19 protein-coding genes and 1 pseudogene are annotated in these 22,211 nt (G+C 62.3%); 2 read left to right on the forward strand and 18 right to left on the reverse strand.

What is annotated here, in order from left to right:
- Positions 1-77, forward strand: a pseudogene (locus CN311_RS33870) (DUF6484 domain-containing protein); the annotation flags it as partial.
- Entirely contained in the window at positions 77-1,165 is a 1,089-nt protein-coding gene (locus tag CN311_RS17320) for a HEAT repeat domain-containing protein (protein ID WP_245440855.1), read from the forward strand. The pseudogene CN311_RS33870 and the gene CN311_RS17320, both read left to right, overlap by 1 nt.
- 41 nt (positions 1,166-1,206) lie before the next feature.
- Here CN311_RS17320 and CN311_RS17325 read toward each other — a convergent pair whose 3' ends face one another.
- The 18 genes from CN311_RS17325 to tssA all read right to left on the reverse strand — a co-directional run bounded on the left by CN311_RS17325 (position 1,207) and on the right by tssA (position 21,974).
- The gene (locus CN311_RS17325; protein ID WP_097574971.1) at positions 1,207-2,109 is read right to left on the reverse strand and encodes a type VI immunity family protein; all 903 of its coding nucleotides are present in this window, start codon (positions 2,107-2,109) and stop codon (positions 1,207-1,209) included.
- On the reverse strand, positions 2,106-2,621 hold the full coding sequence (locus CN311_RS17330; RefSeq protein WP_097574972.1) for an SMI1/KNR4 family protein: 516 nt from the start codon (positions 2,619-2,621) through the stop codon (positions 2,106-2,108). The genes CN311_RS17325 and CN311_RS17330 overlap by 4 nt, the downstream gene beginning before the upstream one ends.
- 21 nt (positions 2,622-2,642) lie before the next feature.
- The gene (locus CN311_RS17335) at positions 2,643-3,611 is read right to left on the reverse strand and encodes a DUF4150 domain-containing protein (protein WP_097574973.1); all 969 of its coding nucleotides are present in this window, start codon (positions 3,609-3,611) and stop codon (positions 2,643-2,645) included.
- Positions 3,611-4,669, reverse strand: a complete 1,059-nt coding sequence (locus CN311_RS17340) for a beta-ketoacyl synthase N-terminal-like domain-containing protein (protein ID WP_245440856.1) — start codon at positions 4,667-4,669, stop codon at positions 3,611-3,613. The genes CN311_RS17335 and CN311_RS17340 overlap by 1 nt, the downstream gene beginning before the upstream one ends.
- A complete protein-coding gene (locus tag CN311_RS17345; protein ID WP_097574975.1) occupies positions 4,666-5,724 on the reverse strand; it encodes a DUF2169 family type VI secretion system accessory protein in 1,059 nt (352 codons plus the stop codon). Before CN311_RS17345 ends, CN311_RS17340 begins: the two co-directional genes overlap by 4 nt.
- 137 nt (positions 5,725-5,861) lie before the next feature.
- Positions 5,862-6,389, reverse strand: coding sequence for a type VI secretion system-associated protein TagF (gene tagF / locus CN311_RS17350; RefSeq protein ID WP_097574976.1), 528 nt, complete (start codon positions 6,387-6,389; stop codon positions 5,862-5,864).
- Positions 6,386-9,922: a type VI secretion system membrane subunit TssM gene (gene tssM / locus CN311_RS17355; RefSeq protein WP_097574977.1), complete on the reverse strand. Its 3,537-nt coding sequence runs from the start codon at positions 9,920-9,922 to the stop codon at positions 6,386-6,388. The genes tagF and tssM overlap by 4 nt, the downstream gene beginning before the upstream one ends.
- Position 9,923: 1 nt before the next feature.
- Positions 9,924-11,246: a type IVB secretion system protein IcmH/DotU gene (icmH, locus tag CN311_RS17360; protein WP_097574978.1), complete on the reverse strand. Its 1,323-nt coding sequence runs from the start codon at positions 11,244-11,246 to the stop codon at positions 9,924-9,926.
- A gap of 4 nt (positions 11,247-11,250) precedes the next feature.
- Positions 11,251-12,585, reverse strand: a complete 1,335-nt coding sequence (gene tssK / locus CN311_RS17365; protein ID WP_097575014.1) for a type VI secretion system baseplate subunit TssK — start codon at positions 12,583-12,585, stop codon at positions 11,251-11,253.
- A gap of 39 nt (positions 12,586-12,624) precedes the next feature.
- The gene (tssJ, locus tag CN311_RS17370) at positions 12,625-13,080 is read right to left on the reverse strand and encodes a type VI secretion system lipoprotein TssJ (protein ID WP_097574979.1); all 456 of its coding nucleotides are present in this window, start codon (positions 13,078-13,080) and stop codon (positions 12,625-12,627) included.
- A gap of 3 nt (positions 13,081-13,083) precedes the next feature.
- Positions 13,084-14,544: a type VI secretion system-associated FHA domain protein TagH gene (gene tagH, locus CN311_RS17375; RefSeq protein ID WP_097575015.1), complete on the reverse strand. Its 1,461-nt coding sequence runs from the start codon at positions 14,542-14,544 to the stop codon at positions 13,084-13,086.
- Positions 14,541-15,644: a type VI secretion system baseplate subunit TssG gene (gene tssG, locus CN311_RS17380; RefSeq protein WP_097574980.1), complete on the reverse strand. Its 1,104-nt coding sequence runs from the start codon at positions 15,642-15,644 to the stop codon at positions 14,541-14,543. The genes tagH and tssG overlap by 4 nt, the downstream gene beginning before the upstream one ends.
- On the reverse strand, positions 15,608-17,482 hold the full coding sequence (tssF, locus tag CN311_RS17385) for a type VI secretion system baseplate subunit TssF (RefSeq protein ID WP_097574981.1): 1,875 nt from the start codon (positions 17,480-17,482) through the stop codon (positions 15,608-15,610). Before tssF ends, tssG begins: the two co-directional genes overlap by 37 nt.
- Before the next feature lie 3 nt (positions 17,483-17,485).
- Entirely contained in the window at positions 17,486-18,241 is a 756-nt protein-coding gene (tssE, locus tag CN311_RS17390) for a type VI secretion system baseplate subunit TssE (protein ID WP_097574982.1), read from the reverse strand.
- Positions 18,228-18,689, reverse strand: coding sequence for an Hcp family type VI secretion system effector (locus CN311_RS17395; RefSeq protein ID WP_008875170.1), 462 nt, complete (start codon positions 18,687-18,689; stop codon positions 18,228-18,230). Before CN311_RS17395 ends, tssE begins: the two co-directional genes overlap by 14 nt.
- 48 nt (positions 18,690-18,737) lie before the next feature.
- On the reverse strand, positions 18,738-20,243 hold the full coding sequence (tssC, locus tag CN311_RS17400; RefSeq protein ID WP_097574983.1) for a type VI secretion system contractile sheath large subunit: 1,506 nt from the start codon (positions 20,241-20,243) through the stop codon (positions 18,738-18,740).
- Between the two features lie 3 nt (positions 20,244-20,246).
- Complete coding sequence (gene tssB / locus CN311_RS17405) at positions 20,247-20,786, reverse strand: type VI secretion system contractile sheath small subunit (protein WP_097574984.1); 540 nt, start codon at positions 20,784-20,786, stop codon at positions 20,247-20,249.
- A 6-nt stretch (positions 20,787-20,792) separates the two neighbouring features.
- Positions 20,793-21,974, reverse strand: a complete 1,182-nt coding sequence (gene tssA / locus CN311_RS17410; protein ID WP_097574985.1) for a type VI secretion system protein TssA — start codon at positions 21,972-21,974, stop codon at positions 20,793-20,795.
- Positions 21,975-22,211: the final 237 nt, after the last annotated feature.

A 22,211-nucleotide genomic window follows, 5' to 3' on the forward strand; every position in this document is an offset into this window, starting at 1 on the left:
CCATTCGTGGCACCTTTGTCACCAGCCAGGCGAGCGCCGCCAATCGTATCCGTGGCGGCTCGATCGATCTCAACTGATGTTGGCCGCAACCCGAAATCAAAAATCGAAAGGCGCACCGGAACAGCCAATAGCCCCGGATGTCGTCAGGCAGCATGTCGAGCAGGCAGCGTTCTTCTGGGCACAGCGCGACACGCTGCTGACGGACGATCCCCCTGACCCTCATGTGGTCGCTGGCGTCGACAGGCGGCTGGAAGCCAACCTCGATGGTTTGCGTATCGCCGGACCGGCCGCCTGGCCGTTCGTCGTCGCAGCACATGAGGACTTCCCCGAAAAGGGCGAACTGTTCCTCTTTGCATGGATGGCGATCGAGCAGAATGACGGCCTCCGTGTATCCGAGGCTGTCGAACTCGGTCGCCAAAGGGAGGACAACGCACGTGGATTGGTCGGCGCGCTGGCATGGCACAAGCCCGGTACGATCGCCGCCGAAGTGCGGGACTGGATCGGCGCGCAGGACGCGTTCAAGCGATTTCTTGCCGTATCGGCCTGCCTCGAGCATGGCGTCGATCCGAAGCAGATGTTGGCGCGACTTGTCCGCGATCGGGATGCGCGCGTTCGCGCCATCAGCCTGCGCCTCGCTGGAAAGCTGAGGCGAGCTGATCTTGCTAAGGAATTGCGTGCAGCGCTGGAGGATGGCGAAGAGCGGCCAAGGTTCTGGGCCGCTTGGGCGTTGGCTGAACTCGGTTCTGGCGATCTGGCCACTCCCGAGCTGCGGAAGGTGGCGGTCGCCGGCGGTCCCGACGCAATGACGGCTCTGCGTGCGGCGGTCGGGGCTGCGCCCGACAAGGACGTGCGCGCCTGGATGGGCGGCTTACTCAAAGTGCCTGAAACGGCGCCCTTGGCGGTGCGCGGCGCCGGAATGCTGGGCGACCGTACCCTCCTGCACTGGCTGATCCATCAAATGCGCAATCCGGCACTTGCGGCTGCGGCCGGCAGCGCGCTGCTGGAACTGTTTCCGGAGGCGCGCGAGGCCGACCTGTTCACAACCGAGCCGAGCCAGGTTGGCCAGGATTTCGAGGATCACTTCGGGGATGAGGTCGCGAAAGTGCCGTTCGCCGACAAGGTGAAGGCATGGGGCAACGCCGGCGGCTGGCTGGCGGCGTCCTGACAAGAACTGCCCGCCAAATCGATGCTGCCAAGGGCAGGAGGCTAGTCAGGCGTAAATCTGTGTAGCCATTGCACCGAATTCTCATCGGTCCACCGGTTCCCGCCAAAGGAGCTGTGTTTCACGATCTGTGCCGGCAGAAGCGCTCTGGCGAGGCTTGCCTCAGGCCGAAAATCCTCACGTCGGTTGAGATCGATGAGTGCCGCACGGGGCCGGGTTTGATACATCGCGCCTGTCGGAAGTTCCCGATAGGCATGCGCGGCCCGGCTCGCCGCCGGATGTAGGTCGGGAAATTCCTGCAGGATCGAGGTGCCCAGGAACGTGAGCCAGGATATGCATTTGAAGCGGTCGGCGAGCCAGTTGACCGTGACGTCCTGGTTCCAGGCCTCCACGCCCCAATACCTCTGGCATACGAAATACATATGGTCGAACGCTTCGACATCGTCAGGCCAAGGTTGAAGCACATACCCGCACGTTCCGCTTGTGAAGGGAGCCATGGCCGCGACCTCCAGCACAAAGGCCTGGATTTCGTCCTGATCGCAGTCGTGCGGGAATTCGAAGCGACAGAAGCTCGACTTGTTGGGCTCGCTTACTGGTTTGTAGCTGTGGAAGACGAACAGAAATGCGCCGAGCGATTTGTCGTCATCGAAGGCGTAGCCCCATTCCAACGTCTTGTACAAATCCGGGATATATTCCTCCAGAAATCTGCGATGCGCGTCCTCGTTGAATTCTTCGATGAACGAGTCCGACCACGTCGCCAAGTATCTGCGCATTCTTTTGCCGAAGCGCGACATGTATAGATCGTAGATGCGCCTGACGTAGACGATTTCAATCGCGCGATTGAAATAGAGAATGAAAACTAGCTTAAGTTCCCACCTTGGAATTTTCTCGCCGAAACGCGTTTCGACCTTGAAGAAAGTGTTCGACGATCGAAAGCTTGGGCTCATCGCGTCAGACCTTTTCGGTCTGCCTTGTGACGCGCGATGTCTTTCTCGAGTTCGGCCTTTCGCGATTCGAGATAGGCCACGAAGTCCTGGTGTTCCTGGCGGATGCCGCCGGAATCGATGTCGACAACATCGATTTTACCTTTCCTGCTGGCCCTGAAGGCGACGGAATGAGCATCGTTGTCGGCTTGGCAGAAAATGAAGATCTCACCCTCCCTAAACATCTCCGCGTCGACAAAAAGCTCGTCCATATCGGGGTTGTCGAGAATGTGTTTGGTCGACAGCAAGAAAACATTAGGTGCGTCGAAATTGTCGATACCGTCATGGGTCCGCAACAGGTTCAGGTAGTCATCCGGGAGAGGGTGACGCCAAAGCCTTTTCAGCTTGTTGATATCCTGTTCGTCCGCTCCCGGCCTGAACACAGGCTCTCGCTTGATCCTGAAAAAGGATCGATGTTCAATGGCTCGCTCGGCTATCTGTTTTACGAGCGAAAGTGCGGTCTCATCATTGGACATGGAGTTTCTCCTTACTAGAGATCATGCATCCGGAGGGCCGTCCGGACACTTGCAACTCGGATGCGCGCGTATCGGCAAGCCATCATGGTCGCCGGAGTTATCGCGGTTGTACCTGCCCATGGCGGCTCCAATCGTCGTGTTCACCCGCGTATTTAGCATCTTGAAGTTGCGCATGCTGGCGAGCGGGCCGCCCAGGGCCGCATCATGCAAATGATCGGCATTGAATGGAGCGCTTGACCCGCCTTCTGTCGGGTTTGCGGGCCTGGGGTCCATCGCGTTCCATTCCTCGGCCGCGCATGGGTGCGCGAATTGACTTTCCATTTTGTTTTTCTTGTCGGCGGCACGCGCGGTAAAGCGCTCAGTATACGTCGCCTTGTACGAATCATAATCGGATTGGCTATAGTCTACCCTGCGCAGGGATTTTCCTTTGGGGGTGCTTACACCGCGGTTTAGCCGAGCACGGTCAAGAGAGGCCACCTTTGCGCAAAGTTGTTTGCACATGCACGGTGTCCATTTTTTCTTGCCGCGCTTCTTCATTTTCTTGTCGCAACGGATGTTCAGCATGAAGCAATCAGTTGCTTTAAGCGGATCGACATCTCCGGCTAGGTTCACCGTGTTCTTGTCGTTGTGGAATTTCTTGTCTGTGTGACGGCATGTGTTCTTGCCATCCATTTTGACGTCAAAGGAATAGGTGATCCAATCGGTCGCCTTCTTGAAGACATTCGACTTGACGCCGCCGACCGTACCCGGCTCGTCGCCTGAACTCATTCCATACTGCGAGCCCTTGATAGCGATCATCTTGCCGCCCTTGGCAAAGACCGTCGTGGTGCCATCCTTGAGCGTGCTCTGGTTGGCGATATTGGGGTAGGGCAGGGGGATCGGGCCGCCCGGACTCGGGGTCTTGCAGACGTCGGGAATAGTAGCGATCGAAAGGCCGATCGTGCCCTTGTAGGTCAGGCCCAGATTGTTGACGACGATATGAGTGGTCATCAGCCGGCCCTTCTCGGGCCGCCGAGCAATACGCCCGCCCGTGCGCCGTTTTCGGAGCTTGCCCAGATCAGCGATAGCGGGCCAGGCTGGTAACCGCGCGCTTCCGCTTCCGTGATCAGGCTGACGAAGAGAAGTCCCGACGCCGCGCCGACATCGCCCCAGCAATCGGCAGGGGTCTCGAAATCGGCGGCATCCTTGAAGCGGCTGGGATTGCGGATGACCGCGAACCCATACTCGTTGCCGCGATAGCGCTCGCCGTTCATGTCGCAGATGATGCGATCGACCTTGTCGATAGGCGCGTCCTGGAAAAGGAAGCGGAAGGCCGCGCCCAGGCCTTCGCCCAACACGACAGTCTCCGTCTTGATTCTGTTTTCCTCGCTCGCAATCGAAGTGCCGACGATTTCCAACAGTGGACGAAGCCCGTGGGTGCGCGCCACGCCAAGCGTTGTTAGCAAGGCAAACCCCGCCGCTTCACCCGGGCAGAAACCATATGTCGTGGTGTTCGAATGAAGCTGCTCGTTTTCGTCGAGCCATTCAAGCGTTTCCGGCTCGAGATAGGTGTCGACGCCGCCGGCAAGACAGAATTTGGCCCTGCCGTCACGCAGCGATTTGCAGGCGTGATGGATCGCAAGGAGGCCCCCGGCATGGCCGCCCGCGGTCGAGCCGCCGCCTTCCAGGACGATATGCTGCCCCAGGTGTTTGCGCAGGCGCCAATTGACTTGGGCGGCGAAACCATCCGGCTGGCCGGGTCGAGGCTCGCCGGTGGACAGGATGAGCGTCACCGCAGCGGTGGCGCCCGACTCCAAAAAGGGCCGCAGCGCGTCGAGCGCCGGCGATGCTGCAATGTCGACGGCCCGGTCGACCCCGCGCAGATCGACATCGATGCCGATATCGCGGGTCACCTTCATTCGCTCGCCGAACCGATCGATCATGTAGGGATGGTCCTGAATGGCGGAGATGCCGGCGCGAACCGCCGCGGCACTCGAGGCCGCATCGAAACCCAGCGGCGTACGCGCGCCCACACCGACGACAACAATCGTGTCTGCCTTGGCCATCATTCGTCTTCATCCGCCAGCCAGACGCCGGTCGCCGCGATTGTTGGTGAAATGCCGGTACGCTCGCGGACGCTAAGGTTCGTCATCTTCAGGCGCTCCTCGTCGTAAGGCACCGGCAGGGTCGACATCCAGGTGATCGAGAACTGCCTGAGATCGGGCTTGATGCGCAGCGTGTGAATGACGGCTTCGCCGTTTTTGCGATCCGGGCGGTTGTAGAACTCGGTGGTCATGTCGAAGGTGATGCGCGGTAGCAGAAACTGAAGGAAGCCATCCTCCGTTAGGTTCCCCAGCCGAACGTCCTCGTAGCCAATCAACGTAGTCTTGGTCTGTTGATCCTCCGGCGCACACTGGTAGTACATTCGGCTGAAATCACGCGGTAGAAGCGGGTCTCGTGTCTGCTCCCATTCGGCGCCATAGGTGCCTGCATATTTGATGCGCGGCTGCCAGTGCCGCGCCACCGGACCGAAGCCGGCCGGCTTGCCACTTCTATGGTCGCGATAGGGTGCGTCAGGATATTCAAAGTTAGGCCCGGTTTTGCTGAGTAGCCGCTGCGGGTCGACTGCAAATCCGGTACCGACTGGATTGCGCTGGTCCCAATTGGGCGTCGATGCCCCCATATCGGTGCCACCGTAAGTCCGGCGCCAGCTGATCGGCATTTTCGTGAACGGTTCCGGCCGGCTCATCCGCACCGATACCGTGCCAGGGATAAACACACGGTCGCCCACGACGTTGATGGTCTTGTCCACGTCGCCCACCTTTAAGCGCGCCGCGCTCTCGATATTTGGACGCCCGCCGGGCGTGTAGACGTGTCCTTCGACTAGAACGTCCGTATGTTTCTTCTCCAGGTTGAGGTCCGTCTCGTCGAGAAGCTCATTGGGGTCCGATCCGTATACGGGTGCCAGGTTCACCGGCGTCTGGTCCTTCAAGAGCCGCTGCTTGCCATCGGGATCGATCTCGAAGGATGCCTTGATCGCGACCAGCCAGATTTCATGGCCGCGCTCGTCACGCGTCCAGCTTTCCTGGGCGGCAAATGGCGTCTCATTGGACAGTATCCACATTTGGAACCACGCATCCTTACGCGATGGTGAAACGGCGAGCCTTCAACTGTCTTGGAATAACCCGTGTCCTGGAGATAGCCTGCCTACGCGGCCTCCGCGTCCGTTCCAGCTATTAGATGTCGTCAAATTCCCCTGCATCAACTGGTCTCCCAACTGGCGGCCAAGATTTGCTCCAGCGTCTCTTGAGGCGATTGTGGATCGATATCGAAAATGTCGGAATGCGCGGTCCACATCACCAGGTCGGTAATGATCTCAGTGCCCGGCTCCCCGGGCGGTACCGGCAGTGCGGCCAGCATGGCGTCCAACTCGTCGGGCGTTAGCTCGCCGTGTAGTGCGGCGATGGCCGCTTCTTCGATCTCGGCAAACCACTCTTCGGCATGAGCCAGCTGGAACGGAGCTTCGGGAAGCCGCGCGATGATGCTCAAGGGGAATTGTCTGCCCACTCTGTCGGCGCTCTGCAAGATGATGCCCGCCGATGCGCCGAAGGAAGCCCGGCCGGCCAGGAAGCGCAGCGCGGTGTTGCCGGGCCACTCCTCTCGGCCCATCAGCGGGACGATGTGCTGCGCCAGCCAGCGGTCCCAGACGCGGACAAAATCCCCCGGCAGCCGCCGCGTGACGAAATCGCCGGTTGCAGGCATTTTGCCGTAAAAGCCGGGCAGGATCATATCTGGGGCGGACATGAGAACTTCTTGAACATCTGAAGATTGTAGGGGTTCTCGACGCTTGCGGCCTTGAGCTCGAAGTCGGCGTACATGCCTTGCGTCCCCAATCGCAGGCTGTAGACATCGGACAGCGAGGTGCCGGTGAAACGGCCGCTGCGCAGCATCCTCAGCCATGCCCAGCTGCCGGTCTCGTTGAGCATGATTTCGGGCGAGCCGTCGATCGGCTGGAAGGCAAGCGAGATGACGCCGGTGCCGTCCTTGCCGGGCCAGGTCATCGGCTGCGGGCGCGTCGCATTGTTGAAGTAGACGAGGTTCTGGCCATCGAGATTGAGCGTGACGCGTGTGACGTTCGGAGACAGATCCTTGGGCTCGAGCGTGAAGTTCATCACCGGGCCCGTACCGCCGGGAAAGAGATCGTCGCGGATCCGCCTGGCCTGTTCGAACGCCGCCAGAGCCGAAGCGTCCAGGCCAAAATCGGCGCGCCATTTCCATGGCTGGCTGGCGGTGTCGACATAGCTGATCAGGTGATCGTTGATGAAGGCGTCGATCATTCCGGCCGGCCCGAACAGACGAGAAAAATCGCGGACATTGACGTCGACCGCGCTTTCGGGGCTGAAGGGATAACGGTCGTTCAGCGCTGCCTGGCAGAACGGCAGGATGTCGGCGCGCCAGATGGCGTTGAGCTCCGAGGTGACGGCCTTCTGCGTCAGGCCGCTGGTGTCGCCGGCGATGCCGCCGAGCCAGTCGTCGACCGGATCGGGCAGGATTTGCGCTTGCCTGGCGACCGCTCCCGTCAACTCGGCGAGGCCGCCTTGCTTCTTGATGGCGTCCTGGGGGTCGGGATTGGCGGTGACCGTCTGCAGCACGTTGGACAGGGCGGTCAGGGCCACCACCGCGGCGTCGAGCGCGGGCGGCTGGCCGTCAACCTCGGCGATTGCACCCTTGAGCGGCTTGAAGTGTTCGGCCACAAGGCTGCCGGTCATATCGACCTGGTCGGCGGAGCCCGCGCGCGGCAAGAGCTTCGCCCCTGTCTTCACGACCTTGCCCAGCTTGCCGAGTTTGCTCAGCAGCTTTGAGCCGGTCTTGGCCGCTGCCTTGTTATCGGCGGGCGCTTCATCGGATCGGGTAAGGTCTGTCTCCTGAATGACTGCCGTAAGCAGGCGTTTCAGCGCGGAATCGGCGCTTGAAAGATCCTTGAGATTCTCGCTGGCGACATTCAGGTCGGTCAATGGCGCGAGCCTCATATCGCGCAGGAAACTGTCCCATTGCGCGATGTAGTCTTCGTAATAGAGCTTCAGAATATCCTCGGACAACGCCGAGACGGAGGTTTCGGAATTCTCCGAACAGCCTCCGGCGAAGACGGCCCGATCCAGCGCCGCCTGGGCTGCGACATCCTCGACCCGGTCGAGAATGGCATCATGGAAGCCGGAATAGGTGAATGCTCCCGAAATGCCGACGCGAAGCGTCTTGTCGGAACGCCGCGCAAAAACCTTGGCGCCATTGGGACCGGCGAAATTCGCGGGGATCCATTCCTTGAGCCCGGCTACCGCAGGGTCGGCCAGCAACTGCCTGTAGGCACGCGCCGGCAACGAAATCGTACAGACTGTTTTCAGCGCCTCGGCAACCAGGGCCTGATCCGGCGCGATATAGCTGTCGTCGACCGCCATGCGGCGGATCGCGGCAAGCTGGTGCTCTTCCGCGTCGGCGGTCGGGAAGGGCGCCGCCGGCGCGAATTCGGGCAAGTCGTTGACCCACCAGTTCTGGACGAAGTCGGAATCCATCTGTGACAGGCCCGTCATCATGCGATAGGTCTTCAGCGCCCCCAGCATGAAATCCGGGTCGCGGATCTGCCGCCACATGGTTGCCTCGAGCAGAGCGATCATATGCGGCTCGAGAACGTTGCGCAGGGCGTGGTCGTAAGTGTCGGCCTGCGCCCGCAACAGTTCCGCCGAGGCCGATGGTCCCAGCAAATCCTGGACACCGCTCGGCGGTGGTGTCCGGGCATTGGCGACCTCGGTCATCGCATTGAGCGCGCCATCGATGGCCGGCTGCGCCACCGACGCCGGGTTTGCCGCAGCCGAGGTCAGCGGCGTCTGCAGCGCCTCGAACTGGCTCGCCTGCGCCGTGATCGCATTGCGGTTGTCATAGAAGGACCAGGTGAACATTGCGCCGGCCAACAGCGCCGCGGCGGCACATGCCGCGGCGGCGCCACGCCAGATCCAGGCGCGGCGGCGCTGTGCCAGCGGATCGAACGTCCCCAGGCCTGCTTCCCTGAAGATGACCTCGGTCAGCAGGTTCTTCAGGAAAAAGCTGCGTTTTTCGATACGCTGCGCCGGCATGGTCCGTCGCGGTGGAAGACCGAAGGAAGAAGACAGCGCCGCGGCCAGCCGGTCAATGGGCGCGCCTTCCTGGGTTGCCGACGTCAGATAGAGGCCGCGTAGCCAGGCGGCCTCTTCGTACCGGCTTTCGCCGAACATTGCCTCGATCAGCACCTGGATTGGTTCGGATAGACTTGCGAGTTGGGCGGGAAACCGGAAAATCTCGGCGCGGGCGGCGAGTTTGTCCTCGTCCTCCAGGCGCGGCACCAGCCGCTTTTCGAGCTCCGTGGCCAGGGTGGCGATTTCCCGCTCTATGGTCTTTGCGTCGACACGCGCGTCCAGCGCGAAGGTCGTCCCCCACACCTGTTCGCGCGCGGCCGTCGACAGGCCGCCGAAGAAAGCTTCAAAACCCTTGATCAGATCGGCCTTGGTCAGCATCAGATAAACGGGAAGGCGGATTTCGAGCCGGTCGTTGAGCTCTGCCAGCCGACGGCGGATCTTGCGGCCATGTGCCTTGATGGCTTCGTCGCCCTCCGAAAGCACGTCGATCGATAGCGCGACAATCACCCCATTCAGCGCCCGGCGACCCCGGTGCTTCTTCAAAAGGTCGAGGAAGCCCAGCCATTCCGCCGCATCGACGTCGGGCTGGCTCTCCTGCTGAACATAACGTCCGGCGGTGTCGATCAGAACCGCGTTCTCCGAAAAGAACCAGTCGCAGTTGCGTGTACCGCCAACCCCCTGCAGGTCGTCGGTGAGATCGATCGGGAAGTTCAGCCCGGACTGCCGCAGGGCCGTGGTCTTCCCGGTGGCCGGCGGCCCGACGATCACGTACCAGGGCATTTCACGCAGGAACTTGCGCCCGCCCAGCTTGCGGCGCTTCAGTTCGGCCATCACTTCGGCGAACTTGGCACCGACAGCGGCGACGTTCTCCTCGCCCGGGCTAAGCGGCTTTTCCACCACTGGCGCGGCGATCTCGGCGATGAACATGCGGTTGGCGCGGATCGCCCGGCGCTGGGCGACGATCAGCCAGATCAGCCAGAAGATGACCAGCAGCGCAATAATGACGATGCGCACAGTTTCCGAGGCGAAGGGTTCGTAAGCACCGACCCTGACGATCGGGCCGAACACCCAGATAACCAGGGAAAGCAGCGTGATGCCGATCAGCGTCCACAGCCAGCGCGATGTCAGAACCGCCCAGAGGAAGCGCAGGATGAACATCTCACAGCCTCTTTTCGACCAGCACCTCGACGCGGCGGTTCAAGGCCCGGCCTTCGCGTGTGCTGTCTTTGGCTACGGGATCGGTGGCGGCGCGGCCTTCGGAACGAACGCGGTCCCGCGGCACCCCGCTCTGGACCAGCATGTCGGCAATGGTTGCCGCGCGCGCTTCGGACAGCCGCTGGTTGGTGGAGAGCGGGTTGGAGCTTTGCAGCGGAACGCTGTCGGTGTGACCGACCACCGTGATGTTTCCGATCAGTTCCTGATTGGCGAGGATCACCTTGGCGATAGAACCGATCAGGGGCTCGAAACCTTCTGTCAGTTGTGCTCGCGACGATTGGAACAGTTCGGGGTTGGAGGCCTGAACGACCAGCTTCGCCAGCGAAACGCTCTCGGTACCTCTAAGGGCCGATCTGAGATTGGCCGGCGCCCCGGCCTGAAATTCCGGCAACAGTGCAAAATCCACGGCCTCCGGCGGCGGCGCGTCGACCTGTGGCGACGTGCGGCTGATATCACCGCGGGTGGGAGGCGGCAGCGCGCGGACAAGGGCGGAAAGCTCGACCGCCTGGCTGCTCAGCCCCATCGAGAGCCCGATATGGATAGCGGTGGCGACAACAGCGGCGCCGAGCGCCATTACCCAGATCGGAACAATGAAGCGCTGCGGCTCGTCGGAGGCGATCACGCCTTTCCAGTTCGGCGACAGCGGCGCGCCTTCAGCGTCGGCATCGCGCAGGAAGCGTGCCGCCGCCACGCGAACGGCATTGAGCGAGCGGTCGCCCGACCGGCCGGGCACGCGATACTTGCCGCGGAAGCCGAGCGCCAGGCAATGATATTGCAGCTCCAGCAATTCGCGATCACGGTTCGGGTGGCGCTCCAGTTCGTCGAGACGGGTGAAGAACTGCGTGCCGGCATCGACATCGCCGCGCAGCATGACCACGAGCGGTTGACGCGGCCATGCGCTTGCACCGCCCCATGGCGTGTTCAACGCCAGATCGTCGAGCAGCGCCGCCACCACCCAGGCTGCCTGATCGGCCCGCTCCAGCGAGGATCCCGCCGCCATCGCCGTATCGCGTGCCCGAACCAGTTCGTCGAGCAACCGGGTGCGCAATGCTTCCGGATTCTCCGGTGGCAGCGCGCTTTCAAGCTCGGGCGCGAACTCGAGCAAGGGCGCGAAGGCGTTGACAAGTGCGTTCGGGTGAGCGCGAGATCGCTTTATCGGAGCGCCTGGCAGGAGTGGCGCCATCGGGCGCGGCATCGGCGCGCCGGTCAGCCGTATGCGAGTGCGTTCACGATCCTCCGACAGTCCGAAAGGATCATCCCGGCTCATGATCTCACCTGTTCACCGAGTAGCAGTCCACCTGCGGCTCGCTCGGCAACACGCCCGAAACGCCGATGACGAAGCCAGGGGCATCGAGCAGCGAGGCCCAGTGCTCGCTCTTCTGGTCCAGCTCAAGACACAGCCGATCGCCATCGTAGGGGATTTCACGGGGTTGCGAATGAAGCGGTTTCAGCGGAATGCCGGGCAGGCGGGACTTCCACAGGCCCTCGAACTGATCGGCTGCGCCGACAGTCGCCTGATTGACGAATATCTTGCGCAGCGCGTCCTCCGACAGCTCGGACCCGACCCGGATGACGATCCGGCTGGCCACCAGGAGCTTCGGATTGTCGATGCGGATTTTCCAGACATTGGTCGAATGCCGCATGACGGGCAGGGCGCGTGATTTCGGCTCGATGTAGCGCAGGCTCAGGATAAGCGAACGCAGGGCATCCGCCAGCGCCGAATATGCGGGTCCAGGCGCCATGTGATCGTAAGCCGGCAACTCGCCCAGCCGCCGCGCGCTGGAGCCATAAGTCGCCATCGAGCCGGCGAGACCGGCAAGCTCAAGATAAAGCTCGGCCGGATGGAAAACATCCTGAGCCAGCATGTGGGCCAGTCGGGGACGCGCCGCATTGGCAAGGTTGAGCATCAACAAATCTTCGACGCTGCGCCCTGGTCCACCCATGACCATCTTGCCATGCGCCTCGGCGATCTGGTCGAGGCCGGTAACGACTTCCAGAAGCAATTGCCGATACCAGGCCACGGCACCGGTAACCAAGGTCGGCGGCAGGAACGTCTCGTCCAGGGACACCCCGCCATCGGCTCGAACGCCCTTGATTTCGGCTATGGGCAGGGCGGTGTAACCGCCAACCGATTTTCCGGGGGCAAGCAGCAGCGCCTGCGGACGGGCGATTTCGATCTCTTCGGGGTCGGAACCTCCCTGCACGGCGTCGCGCACCGCAACGATCCGCCCATGATAGCGCGCGCCGGTGGACGCCGTGTGTGCCGGATCGAAGCCGACGCCGCCGGGAGGTTCGAGCGGCAAGGCGACCAGCACCGCTCCGGCGCCCGTATCCGGCGTCACCAGCAGCGGTCGCGGCGCGTCCATCATGTCCGGGATCGAAAAGGGAGTCCCGTCCGGAAAGATGCCCCGTGCCGACAGGATCGAGACCTGGCCGGCATCGAGCATTGCCTGGTCCAGCGTCAGCTGCTGAAAGCCGAACGTGTGCAACTGCCCGGCCTGCAAAGCGCCGCGCACAGTCGCCTCGAAAAAACGATCCTGCTGCTGGAAATGCTGGGTCCGCAGAAACAGTCCTTCGGACCACAGCACTCTGTTTGCATCGCTCATGCCGCCACTCTCTGCATCGAGCACCCCTTGCCTTGGCCGCTAGGCGGAAATTCCACCGCTGCCAAGCGTTACATTGATGGTGAATGTCGATCCCGCCGACACCGACTTGGTTGTCCGCCAGTTGCGCCCGCCAGGCTCGCGGATGAGGGCGACGAACCCCAGTGCGGCCGCGTCCGGCTCGACGGTGATGGTCTTGGCCGCGGTCTTTCCCGGCGCGACCGAGATCGTGTCGGAACCGATCAGGTCGGCTCCGAGCGCGGATCCGGCATCGCCCTGCAGCGCGAAATAGTCCGCCGAATTGAACTTGCCGGTGCTGCGCAGCCGCATGATCAGGACCGTCACGGGTCGGTCTCCGCCGCCTGGCCCGGGATTCATGCCGGCACCACCTGTCACATTGACCGTGATAACCGATGGCTTTGGCGGACCGGCGCTCTTGCAAGCCGCAAGCAGCCCTGTCGCGCCGAGGGCAACAATGAATTCGCGTCGATCGATCATGTCTCACTCCTCCTCATATGCGTCCCGAAAATCAGCACCGATTTCGCCAAGGAAACTCGTTTCCGCGCTCTGGGCGATTTCACTATGGCGTTTCTGGTAGAGCTCCCACAGCTTGGCGCCACGCCCGCCTGAAAGCAGGGTGCCGATCGCCGAATTCGATTTCAGCTCTTCCTCGATCGCCGCCGGGTCAAAACGGTCAATCATCCGCCGCAAGGCGGTCTGCACGCCGCGCCAGGCGCGCACGTGATGTTGCGCGAGGTCGCGGACCGCGTCGGCGATTGCTGCTTCGCCAGCGAGAAATCCGGGGCTGCGCTCGGCGATAATGGTCACGATGGCGTCGTCGACCGTCGGCAGAAACTTGAGCGGATTGACCTCCGAGGCTCCGACCATCGTCTGGGCGACACGGGCGCTTCCCTTTTCCTCGGCTCGCTTGCGCAGAAGCTGCATCAGGCCTTCCATCATCAGCCGATATTCGCGGCCGAACTTCTCCATTTCCGCAGCGGTGTCGCGCCCTGGAAAATCGGCTTCCTCAATGCCTAAGCCGCGCAGGAATGCCGTGCGAAGCGCCATGTCATTGAGCCCCGCCGCTGCCGGCCGGGCAGCTTTGGCGGCAGCGCCCGTTCTTGGTTGAGGAGGCGCCTCAGCCGGCTGCGCGGGCAGGTCCCACGGATTGGCGGATTGCGGCCTTACGGCGGCGCGTTCTCGTTGACCGGACGGGCCGGCGCCGTTTTTCAAATCGGGCGTCGCGGCCGGCTCGAAACCAAAATCGTCATCGAATTCGGATGACTTTCCTGGAACGGACTCGGTTGCACCGTTGCGGGAAGGCACCGGATCCAGGCTGAATGGGTCAGCGGAGCCCGGCGCACCACGTGGTTCGGGATAGGCAGCGCCTTTCGGCGCGGGCGTTGATACCGGGTCGAGGCTGAAGGGGTCGTCGAAGGCAGGCGAACTGCGCTGGTTGGCACGTTCGAACGCTCCTGGCGCCGGTTGCTCGAACGGGTTCGGCAGATCGGCCGGCCTCGGTCGCCGTGGCTCCTCTTCGACCTTGGCTGAAAAAAAGTCGTCGTGACCGATGCTGATCGGTACACGAGACGCCGGCGGCGGGCGTTCCGCGACCGACTGACTGCTTGCCGGTGCCTGGGCTACCGGCGACTGCAGGTCGACGCATACGACATAGTCGCCCAGTCTGAGCCGCATGCCGCTTTGCAGCCGCGCGGACTGGCCAGCGCCGAGCGGACTGTTGGAGTCGTTGATGAACAGCCCGCTGCTCGATGTATCGGTAACGAAATATCCGTCCCGCCCGCCGGTGATCTTGCAATGGGCGCGCGAAACGAACATGTCGGGATCGTCGATCTGCCAGCCCGCGTCCGCGCTGCGGCCGATCACCAGCTCACCCTCGTCCAGCCGGGTCTGCCTAACCGCCTGGGTACGGGGTCCTTGCTCCAGCGTCAGCAGCAGGCTCATGCCGCGACCTCCGCCAATTCCGGCCGCCATCCGACGATCGTCCGCAGCCGCATATCGTCAGCATCTCCCCTTTCGGGGGGGCGCGCAAGCCAGGCGGTCCGGCCGAGCTGTACTGCTCCGATACGCGGCGGCGGCACGGCATCGCGCGCGAGCACGATCCGCAGATCGACGTCGAGCGATTCCCCGACCATGTCGCGGACAGCCTGCTTGAATAACTTCAGGCTCTGGCCACCCGGCAGGAACGCCTTGAAGTCCTCATATCCGAGCGGGCCGACGCGGAGTTCGATCCTGTTTTGGCGACTGAAAACGCGTGGGCCGATCGTCGCCCCGCGACCGAGCGCGGCGTAAGCCTTGGCAAGGCGCGTCTGGAGCGGGGCTGGTATGGTTATCCACGCGGCGACGAATTCCTTGAGCTGGACCGGCACCTTGAACGCTTCCGCCAGAAACAGCGTCAGGCGCTCCGGGCCGTCGACCTGACTGGCGAGCGAAGCGGCCTGGCGAAGCTTCACCGTGTCGAGATCGGGATTCCCAGTGCCAGGCAGGCCGATCCCCGCCATGGCTTCAAGCATGGCGCGAACGCGGCCGCCGACCGCGCGTTCCACCTGCACCGCAGGATGAGCATCCGCCCAGGCCCGATAGTACAGGGCAATCATGCGGTGCTGAAGAATGTTGACGAAATCCACGAAGGTCGTGTCGCTGGTCTGCCGCGCGTCTACGCCGGTGAACCAGCGCTGCGACAGGCGATCGAGCACCCAACGCGTCAGATGCAGCGGCAAGGGGCCTTCCGGTCCCATCAGCCCGATATTTGCAACCGTGACCCGGGCCGGCGCCCTGTCGTTCCCCGAGGACTTGGCGTTCCCCGGCGTCTTGTCCTTCGCGTCGCGGAACTCAACCACGTCCTTGGCGGTAAAGCTGAGACGCACATGCTGCCCGAGCCTTGCCGGTTCGCGATCCGGCTGGCCGGAATAGCCGAACAGACCGCCCCTCCGTTCGAGCCGGCGCAGCAGCTCGAAGAAGTCGAACGATTCTGACAGCCCCTCGGCCCGGTCCAGGTCGAATGTGTCTAGATCAGGTAGCGATTGCCGGGCGTCATCGGCCATGGCACATCCTCCTGCTTCTGCAGCAGCCGCGTACGGGTCCGCACAAAGCCGTTTATTCCGGCGTGACGGGCAAACAGTCGCGCCAGCAGGGCCGAAAGCAGCAATGTGCTTTGCCCCGCCAGGACCGACTGGTCCACATGCAGCGTCACTTCCGTGCCCCGTCCGAAGCACATCGGCCCATCGATCTGCAGCCGCTCGATGACCGACCGCGAGTCAATGCGAACGATCGAGTGCACGTTGCGGGCGAGGCTCGGATCGCCCCGGTCGGCATAAAGATCGAGCAGCGCATGCAGCGGATCCAGGCCGCGACCTTCCTTGGCAAGGCTGAGAAAGTTGAGCGCGAGTTGCGCCACGAGACGCCAGGCGAGATTGTCGGCGCGGGATTCGCCTTCGGCGCCCGCCGGCAGCGCCGCAGGAATGGCCGGCTGCGGTGAACGCAATGCGCCCAGGAGCCTGACCGTCTCGACGGGATCGCCTGTCTCCAGCGTCAAGGTGGGATTGTCGTCGAGGATCGGCAGATCGCGGTTGGTGCAAAGCGCCATGATGTCGACCCGCTTCAGCGGACGGTTCGGCGGGCTTCCAAGCGGACGGGAAATCGACAGGAAGACATCGTCCCCGGTGTATGAGGTGCGGGTCAGGCCGTCGCGCCGTTCATCCTCGGTGGCCCGGCGAGGGCGCCGTTCGGTGGAGTAGACCCAGCCACTGCCGCGGTTTTGACCGAGGCTGAAGAGTTCCGGGATTTCGGCATCGTTCCCCTCGGTGTCGGCATCCTCGACGCGGGTGACCCGATAGATCTCGAAGTCCCGCGCCCGCGTGCGGTCGGCATGCAGTACTTGCCGCGTCTTGCGAGGATCGAGTTCGATGACGTTGCACTCACGCTCGAAGAGGTTGATGATCGGCGTTGCGAACAGTTCGAAATCGGCCGGTGTCAGGTCGGCAAGCTCGGCCACCGGACGCCGGAACATGAAGATGATCTCTATCCCGGCCTCGCATTTGCGCAGGACGGGTTGCAGCTCTGAAATCCGCACATAGTGGAAGCGCTCGGGCATCATGAAATATTCGCGCAGCAGTCGATACCCCTCGAATGTCGGACGGGTACGAGGCATCAGGGCCTCGTCGTCGCTGATGCCGACCATTTCGGGTTCCGGCAAAGGCGATAGCGGGTTGGTCTTGCCTTCCGCGCGTGCACCGACCGCCGAGCAGGCGCCAAAAATCGCGTCAAACAGCAGCGGCGCCTTGGTGCGCCCGGCAAAATAGAGATCAAGCCGGTCCAGCGCCAATTCGTTGAGCTTGCCCTTTCCGGTTCGAGCCAGCGTGATGCGGAGCGCTGCCTCGCCGCCCACACCGCCGATCGGCGTTATGCCTGCCGCCGCCAGCGCGCTGCGATCCTGAAAATAGCCGACCGAAGTGATGGCTATCGGCCACAGCGTCATTTCCTGCGCGGTGGTGAATGTGCAGCGCGTCGACAGGCCGGGTTGCAGGCTGGAAACCAGCCGCGTGTTGCGCTTGATGACATGGCCGGCAATCATCGACTGGACCTGCTGGCCGGGTTTCAGCACCGCCATCGCCGTTGCCGGCGCCGGTGAAACCAGATCGGGATAGAGGACATCGAGCACGCTGCGTGAAAACCGCGAGCGCTCCGCATCGACTTTCAGCCGGGTGCGCGCGGCGAGGAAGGCAACGCCGTCAAGCAGCCGCTCGACATACGGATCCGGACACGGGACCGTATCGAGTGAAAGATTGCGCGCCACAGCCGGATGCATGTCGGCAAATTCCGCCGCAAGTGCACGGATATGGGTCAGTTCCTCCTCGTAATATTCTACGAAGACCCGATCCATCTCTCAGGCTTCCCTAAATTCGGTCCGCGCCAAGCCGTTATCGAGATTGATCGTGGTGCGCAGCCGCATGCGTTCCGGCGTCGGCGTCATGATCAGCACAGCGTCTATCTCGATCTTCAGGCCCACGGTTTTGTCGCCAAGGGTCACCGTAACCTTCGTTGCGCTTTCCTTGAGACGTGGCTCGAACGTGGCGAGGATGGAACGGATCTCGCGCGCCAGGGTTTCGCGATCGAAGTCGCGGGAGGAACGACCCGAAAACGAAGGCACGCCGTAATTGACTACACTTCGGCGAACCTCGGGAAAATCGGCAAGCGACGGCGGATTGTCGGCGGCCTGTTCGCTTTCGAGATCGGAAAGAAGTGGAATGGCCTCGAAGCGCTCGGTGTTGAAGAGCGCCTCGATGTCGCGACGCACGGCCTCCCTGAGGACACGGGCCGATACGACCACGCCACGGCTTTCGATCTCCGCACGATGCTGGGTTTGAAAGATCAGGCGGTGCAGGCGCTGCTTCTGATCGGATGTGAGCTCGGCGTCGGCGTCGATGACCCGCGGGGTTCCCGCAACAAGGATGTCCAGCCGGTCCGCGCCAAGCTCGTCGTGCAAGACCTGGCGCAGCCCGTCTATTTCCGAGGTCACGCCCGGCAGGTCGTTGACGAGGCGGTCCCAGAGAGAGGGCTGGACCGCTTCGCGTTTCGCCCGCGAACTGCCGGTAACCTGCAGCTTGTCGGCGCCGGACCGCCGAGCCTCACTTGCCGACATAGACATCCATTTCGATTTCGTCGTCCTTGTCATAGACGAACTTGATCTTCTTGTAGGCGAAGCTGACCTCCTCCTGGATCAGGTCTTCCTCGTCCTCGGCCTGCGACATGTCGTATTCCATGATCGAGGCATCGGTCAGGGTGACGACCAGGTAGTCGCTGGTCTCGCCATCGATGGTCCGGCGTGCGGAGAACACAACTTCGTCCAGCGCCTTGTTGTCGAACAGCGCCTTTTTCAAATAAGGCGACGACTTGTCATAGTGCTTGGTGAACTTGATCATGCCGAGGGACACACGACCGCGACGCGAGAGCGAATTCGGATCGTAAGGCGCGACTATCTTGTAATCGACACCGTGGACTTCGATTTCATCTTCGTGGCCGTCGCGAACGCTTGGGCCCTTGATATCCGGAACCTTTAAAAAGCCATCGATCTTCACTGTTGTGGGCATTGTCTTTCTCCACCGCTTTCAATCAAAACAAGATGATGTTGCTGCAAATCAAGTCTTCACGGACGGTAGTTCCGACACCAGCCGGAGCGAGGCGTTGATGCCCTCCAACTGGTAGTGCGGGCGTAGATAGAAGCGGGCATTGTAATAGCCCGGCCGCCCCTCGACGCTGTCCACCTGGACCTCCGCGGCGGCAAGCGGGCGCTTGGCGCGCGCCTTGTCGTCGGCGAAAGCCGGGTTGGCCAGCACGTAGCGGTTGATCCACTCGGTCAGCCAGATCTGCATGTCCGAGCGCTCCTTGAATGACCCTATCTTGTCGCGCGCGATCGCCTTGAGGTAATGCGCGAAGCGCGAGACCGGGAAAAGATAGGGCAGATTGGCGCTCAGCCGTTCGTTCGACTGGGCGTCAGGATCGACCAGCCGCCCGGCGCGCGTCTCGTCGTCCTGCAACGAATGCGCGCCGATAAAAGCAGCGAGATCGGTGTTTTTGCGGTGCAGGATCGGCATCAGGCCGAGCTTGGCCAGTTCCGCCTCGCGCCGGTCGTCGATGGCGACTTCCGTCGGGCACTTCATCGCGATCGATCCGTCGTCGGTCGGGAAGCTGTGCACAGGCAGGTTTATCACCGTGCCGCCGTTCTCGACGCCGCGTATCTGCGTACCCCAGCCATAGAGCTTGTGACTGCGGTTTATATTGACGCCCATCGGGAATGCGGCGTTCATCCAAACGTATTTGTTGTGATCGGCCTGTACCTCTTCCTCGAAGGTGAAGCCCTTAACCGGAACGGTATCCGTGCCATACGGCAGTCGCGCCAGCACCCGTGGCATGGTCAGGCCGATATAGCGCGCGTCCTCGCTCTCGCGCAGCGATTGCCACGAGGCATAGGCAGGATTGGAGACGATCATCTGCAGGTCCTGCGGGTTCGGCAGTTCCTGCCAGCTGTCCATCCGGAACAGGCGTGGCGAGGCGGCCGCGATGAACGGCGTGTGCGCCGAGGCGCAGATGCCGGACATGTTGCGCAACAGGCCGACGTCGCGCGGATGGTTCGAGAATTCGTAGGCGCCGACCAGGCAGCCGATCGGCTCGCCGCCAAGCATCGAATACTCGTCCGTATAGACTTTCTTGAAGATCGGGCTTTGATCCCACATCTGGCCTTCATAGTCTTCAAGCGTGTCGGCGAGCTGCTCCTTGGAAATGTTCATCACCCGGATCTTCAGCTTCTGATCCGTCTCGGTGTTGTTGATGAGATACCAGAGGCCGCGCCACGTGCCCTCCATCTCGCGCACTTCCGGCGCGTGCAGGATCTCGTTGACCTGCGTCGTCAGCATCTTGTCGATGCCTGCGATCAGCGACTTGATCGACTTGATCGCATTGGACGAAATGGTCGTGGTGTCGGAACGGGATTGCGCGGCCAGTGCAAGGTTGCGCACGAGTTGCTGCAGCTTCTCGCTGTCGTCCTTCTTGACCTTGAAATCCTTCTCCAGCAGCCCGCTGAATTCTCCGAGGTCTATTGCTTCCGCCTCAGCGGTGACGGCTGCGGTTTTTTGCTGTTCGGCCATGACTTACTCCCCAGCCTTGTCGTCGTCGGATAGTGCCTGGTTGGCGATCTTGCCGAGAAGCGGCTCGTTGTTCAGAAGTTGCGCGATGCGCTTTTCGGCGTCGACACGACCATCCATGAAGCCGAGCAGTTCCTCGAGCTGACGACGCATTTTGAGGATCTCGGCCAGTTGCGGAACCTGCTCCGCGATCTTGTCCGGGGCGAAATCGCCCATCTTGGTGAAGGTGAGGTCAAGCGCCAGTTCCTCGTCGCGCTCCTGGCCTTCGGCCTGCGGGAGCGTGTTCTTCACCCGCGCCTTCACCCGCGGCCCCAGCGCTTCCATGAACTTGGGGAAGCGGTTCGCGTCGGTCTCGACGAAAGCGCGGTCGAGTACCGATTTCGACGCTTCCTTGGTTTGCGAGGCACCGGAAAGATCGGCCATCACCCCCATGACGAACGGCAATTCGATTGTCGTCGGGCTGCCGTAGGTTTCAACGTCGTAGGCGATCTGCACCCGCGGCGCGCGATTTCGTTCGATGACCTTCGCTTTGCTTTCGGCTGGCATGTGTTGCTACCTTTCATCCTTCTGAGCGGCCTTCTTGGCATCGGGAACGCCGGCCAGGAGCCGGAATTCCTTCAGCCCCGAAGGGGCGAGATCTTCCATCAGTTCAACAAAATCCATGTGAACCATCCGGCGTACGCGCCGGGCCAGATGCGGGATCGGGCTCGACGGTTCGGTGCGGTCGTAGAAGGCGACGACAAGGTCGAGGCATTTGACGACGTCGTCGCGGGACGAGATCCGGTCGGGCAGGCCGCTGCTGCCGGACTCCGCGTAGCTTGCCATACTTGCCATCGTATCGGCTCCATGACCGTTTCGAGCAGGCGTTGCCGGTTCCGCGGGGGAGGGAGGAGACTTCGCCGCGCCGTTCGTTGCAGCATCGGGGGCCGAATTCCGCTCGAGCGTCGTCAGCAGACGCTGCAGAAACCGCCTTAATTCCGGGGCAGTGGCGCCGCCGTTGCCCTCAAGGTGGGCGTTGAGCGCTGTCTCGACCGCATCGAGGGCGGCGATCGCTGCCCGGGCGTCGGCGAGGAGCGACACCATCTCCGCATTGGCCTGGTCCGCCTGTGCCGCGCATCCGGCGCGTACCCGGTTCAGAAGCTGGCTGTGGGCGCTGGCCAGCGCCGCCTTTTCAGCCGCGTTCAGTCCCGAAGCGGCTTCCTGGAGCATGACACGCTCGTCGAGCGCGCCCTTTTCCAGATCGCGTCCGGTGATCGGTCCGATCGCGCGCGGCGCGAAGAACGTCCTTAGCCGCAGGTCCGCCAGCAGTCCGTCCTGGTCATTCTGGAGGTCTGCGAGGGCGTTGAGACGCCGCAAGGCCGCATCGCGTGGCGCAGCGTTCGGCCGCAACGCCGGATGGATGGTTTCCCAATATTGGTCGAAGCTCTTCGCAATCAGGGTCAGGCCCTGCGCGAATCCGGCCAGGCCTTCTTCATTGGCCAGCGCGCGCGCGACAAGGACAAGCAAGCGCAGGTCCCGGCCATGCGCGCGCAGTTCCTCTACCTTGCCGAGAACGGCGGGCCAGTCGACCGGTATGGTGCTTTGCGAGGCGGGCTTATTGTTGCCGTCATGGACGACCTTGACCTGGGGCTCGGTGAGCCGCTCCAGCTCGTGGAAAGCGGGATCGTTGCGCAAATCCTTCCCGGACGGATTTTCACCGTCGAGAGGAGCAAGCCAGAGTGCGAGATCAATCACACAAACCCCCAGCGGGCAGCCCTGAAACCACGCGTGACGCTACGGTATCACACTGCGTCACTTTACCACAATTTAGTTGCTGCTTAAAAGTTAACAGAAGTCCGCAACCCAATCTTGAGCGCTGGGATCAGTGGCGTGACCGACGAGGCCTGTATGTGAAATTCATCGCATAGACGCCGGCAATTCCGTGGTTGTCTGCGATCCGAATGTGGGACTTATCCGCGAAACGGAAGCCGG

It is taken from the genome of Mesorhizobium sanjuanii, assembly GCF_002529485.1.
Classification (GTDB): Bacteria; Pseudomonadota; Alphaproteobacteria; order Rhizobiales; family Rhizobiaceae; genus Mesorhizobium; species Mesorhizobium sanjuanii.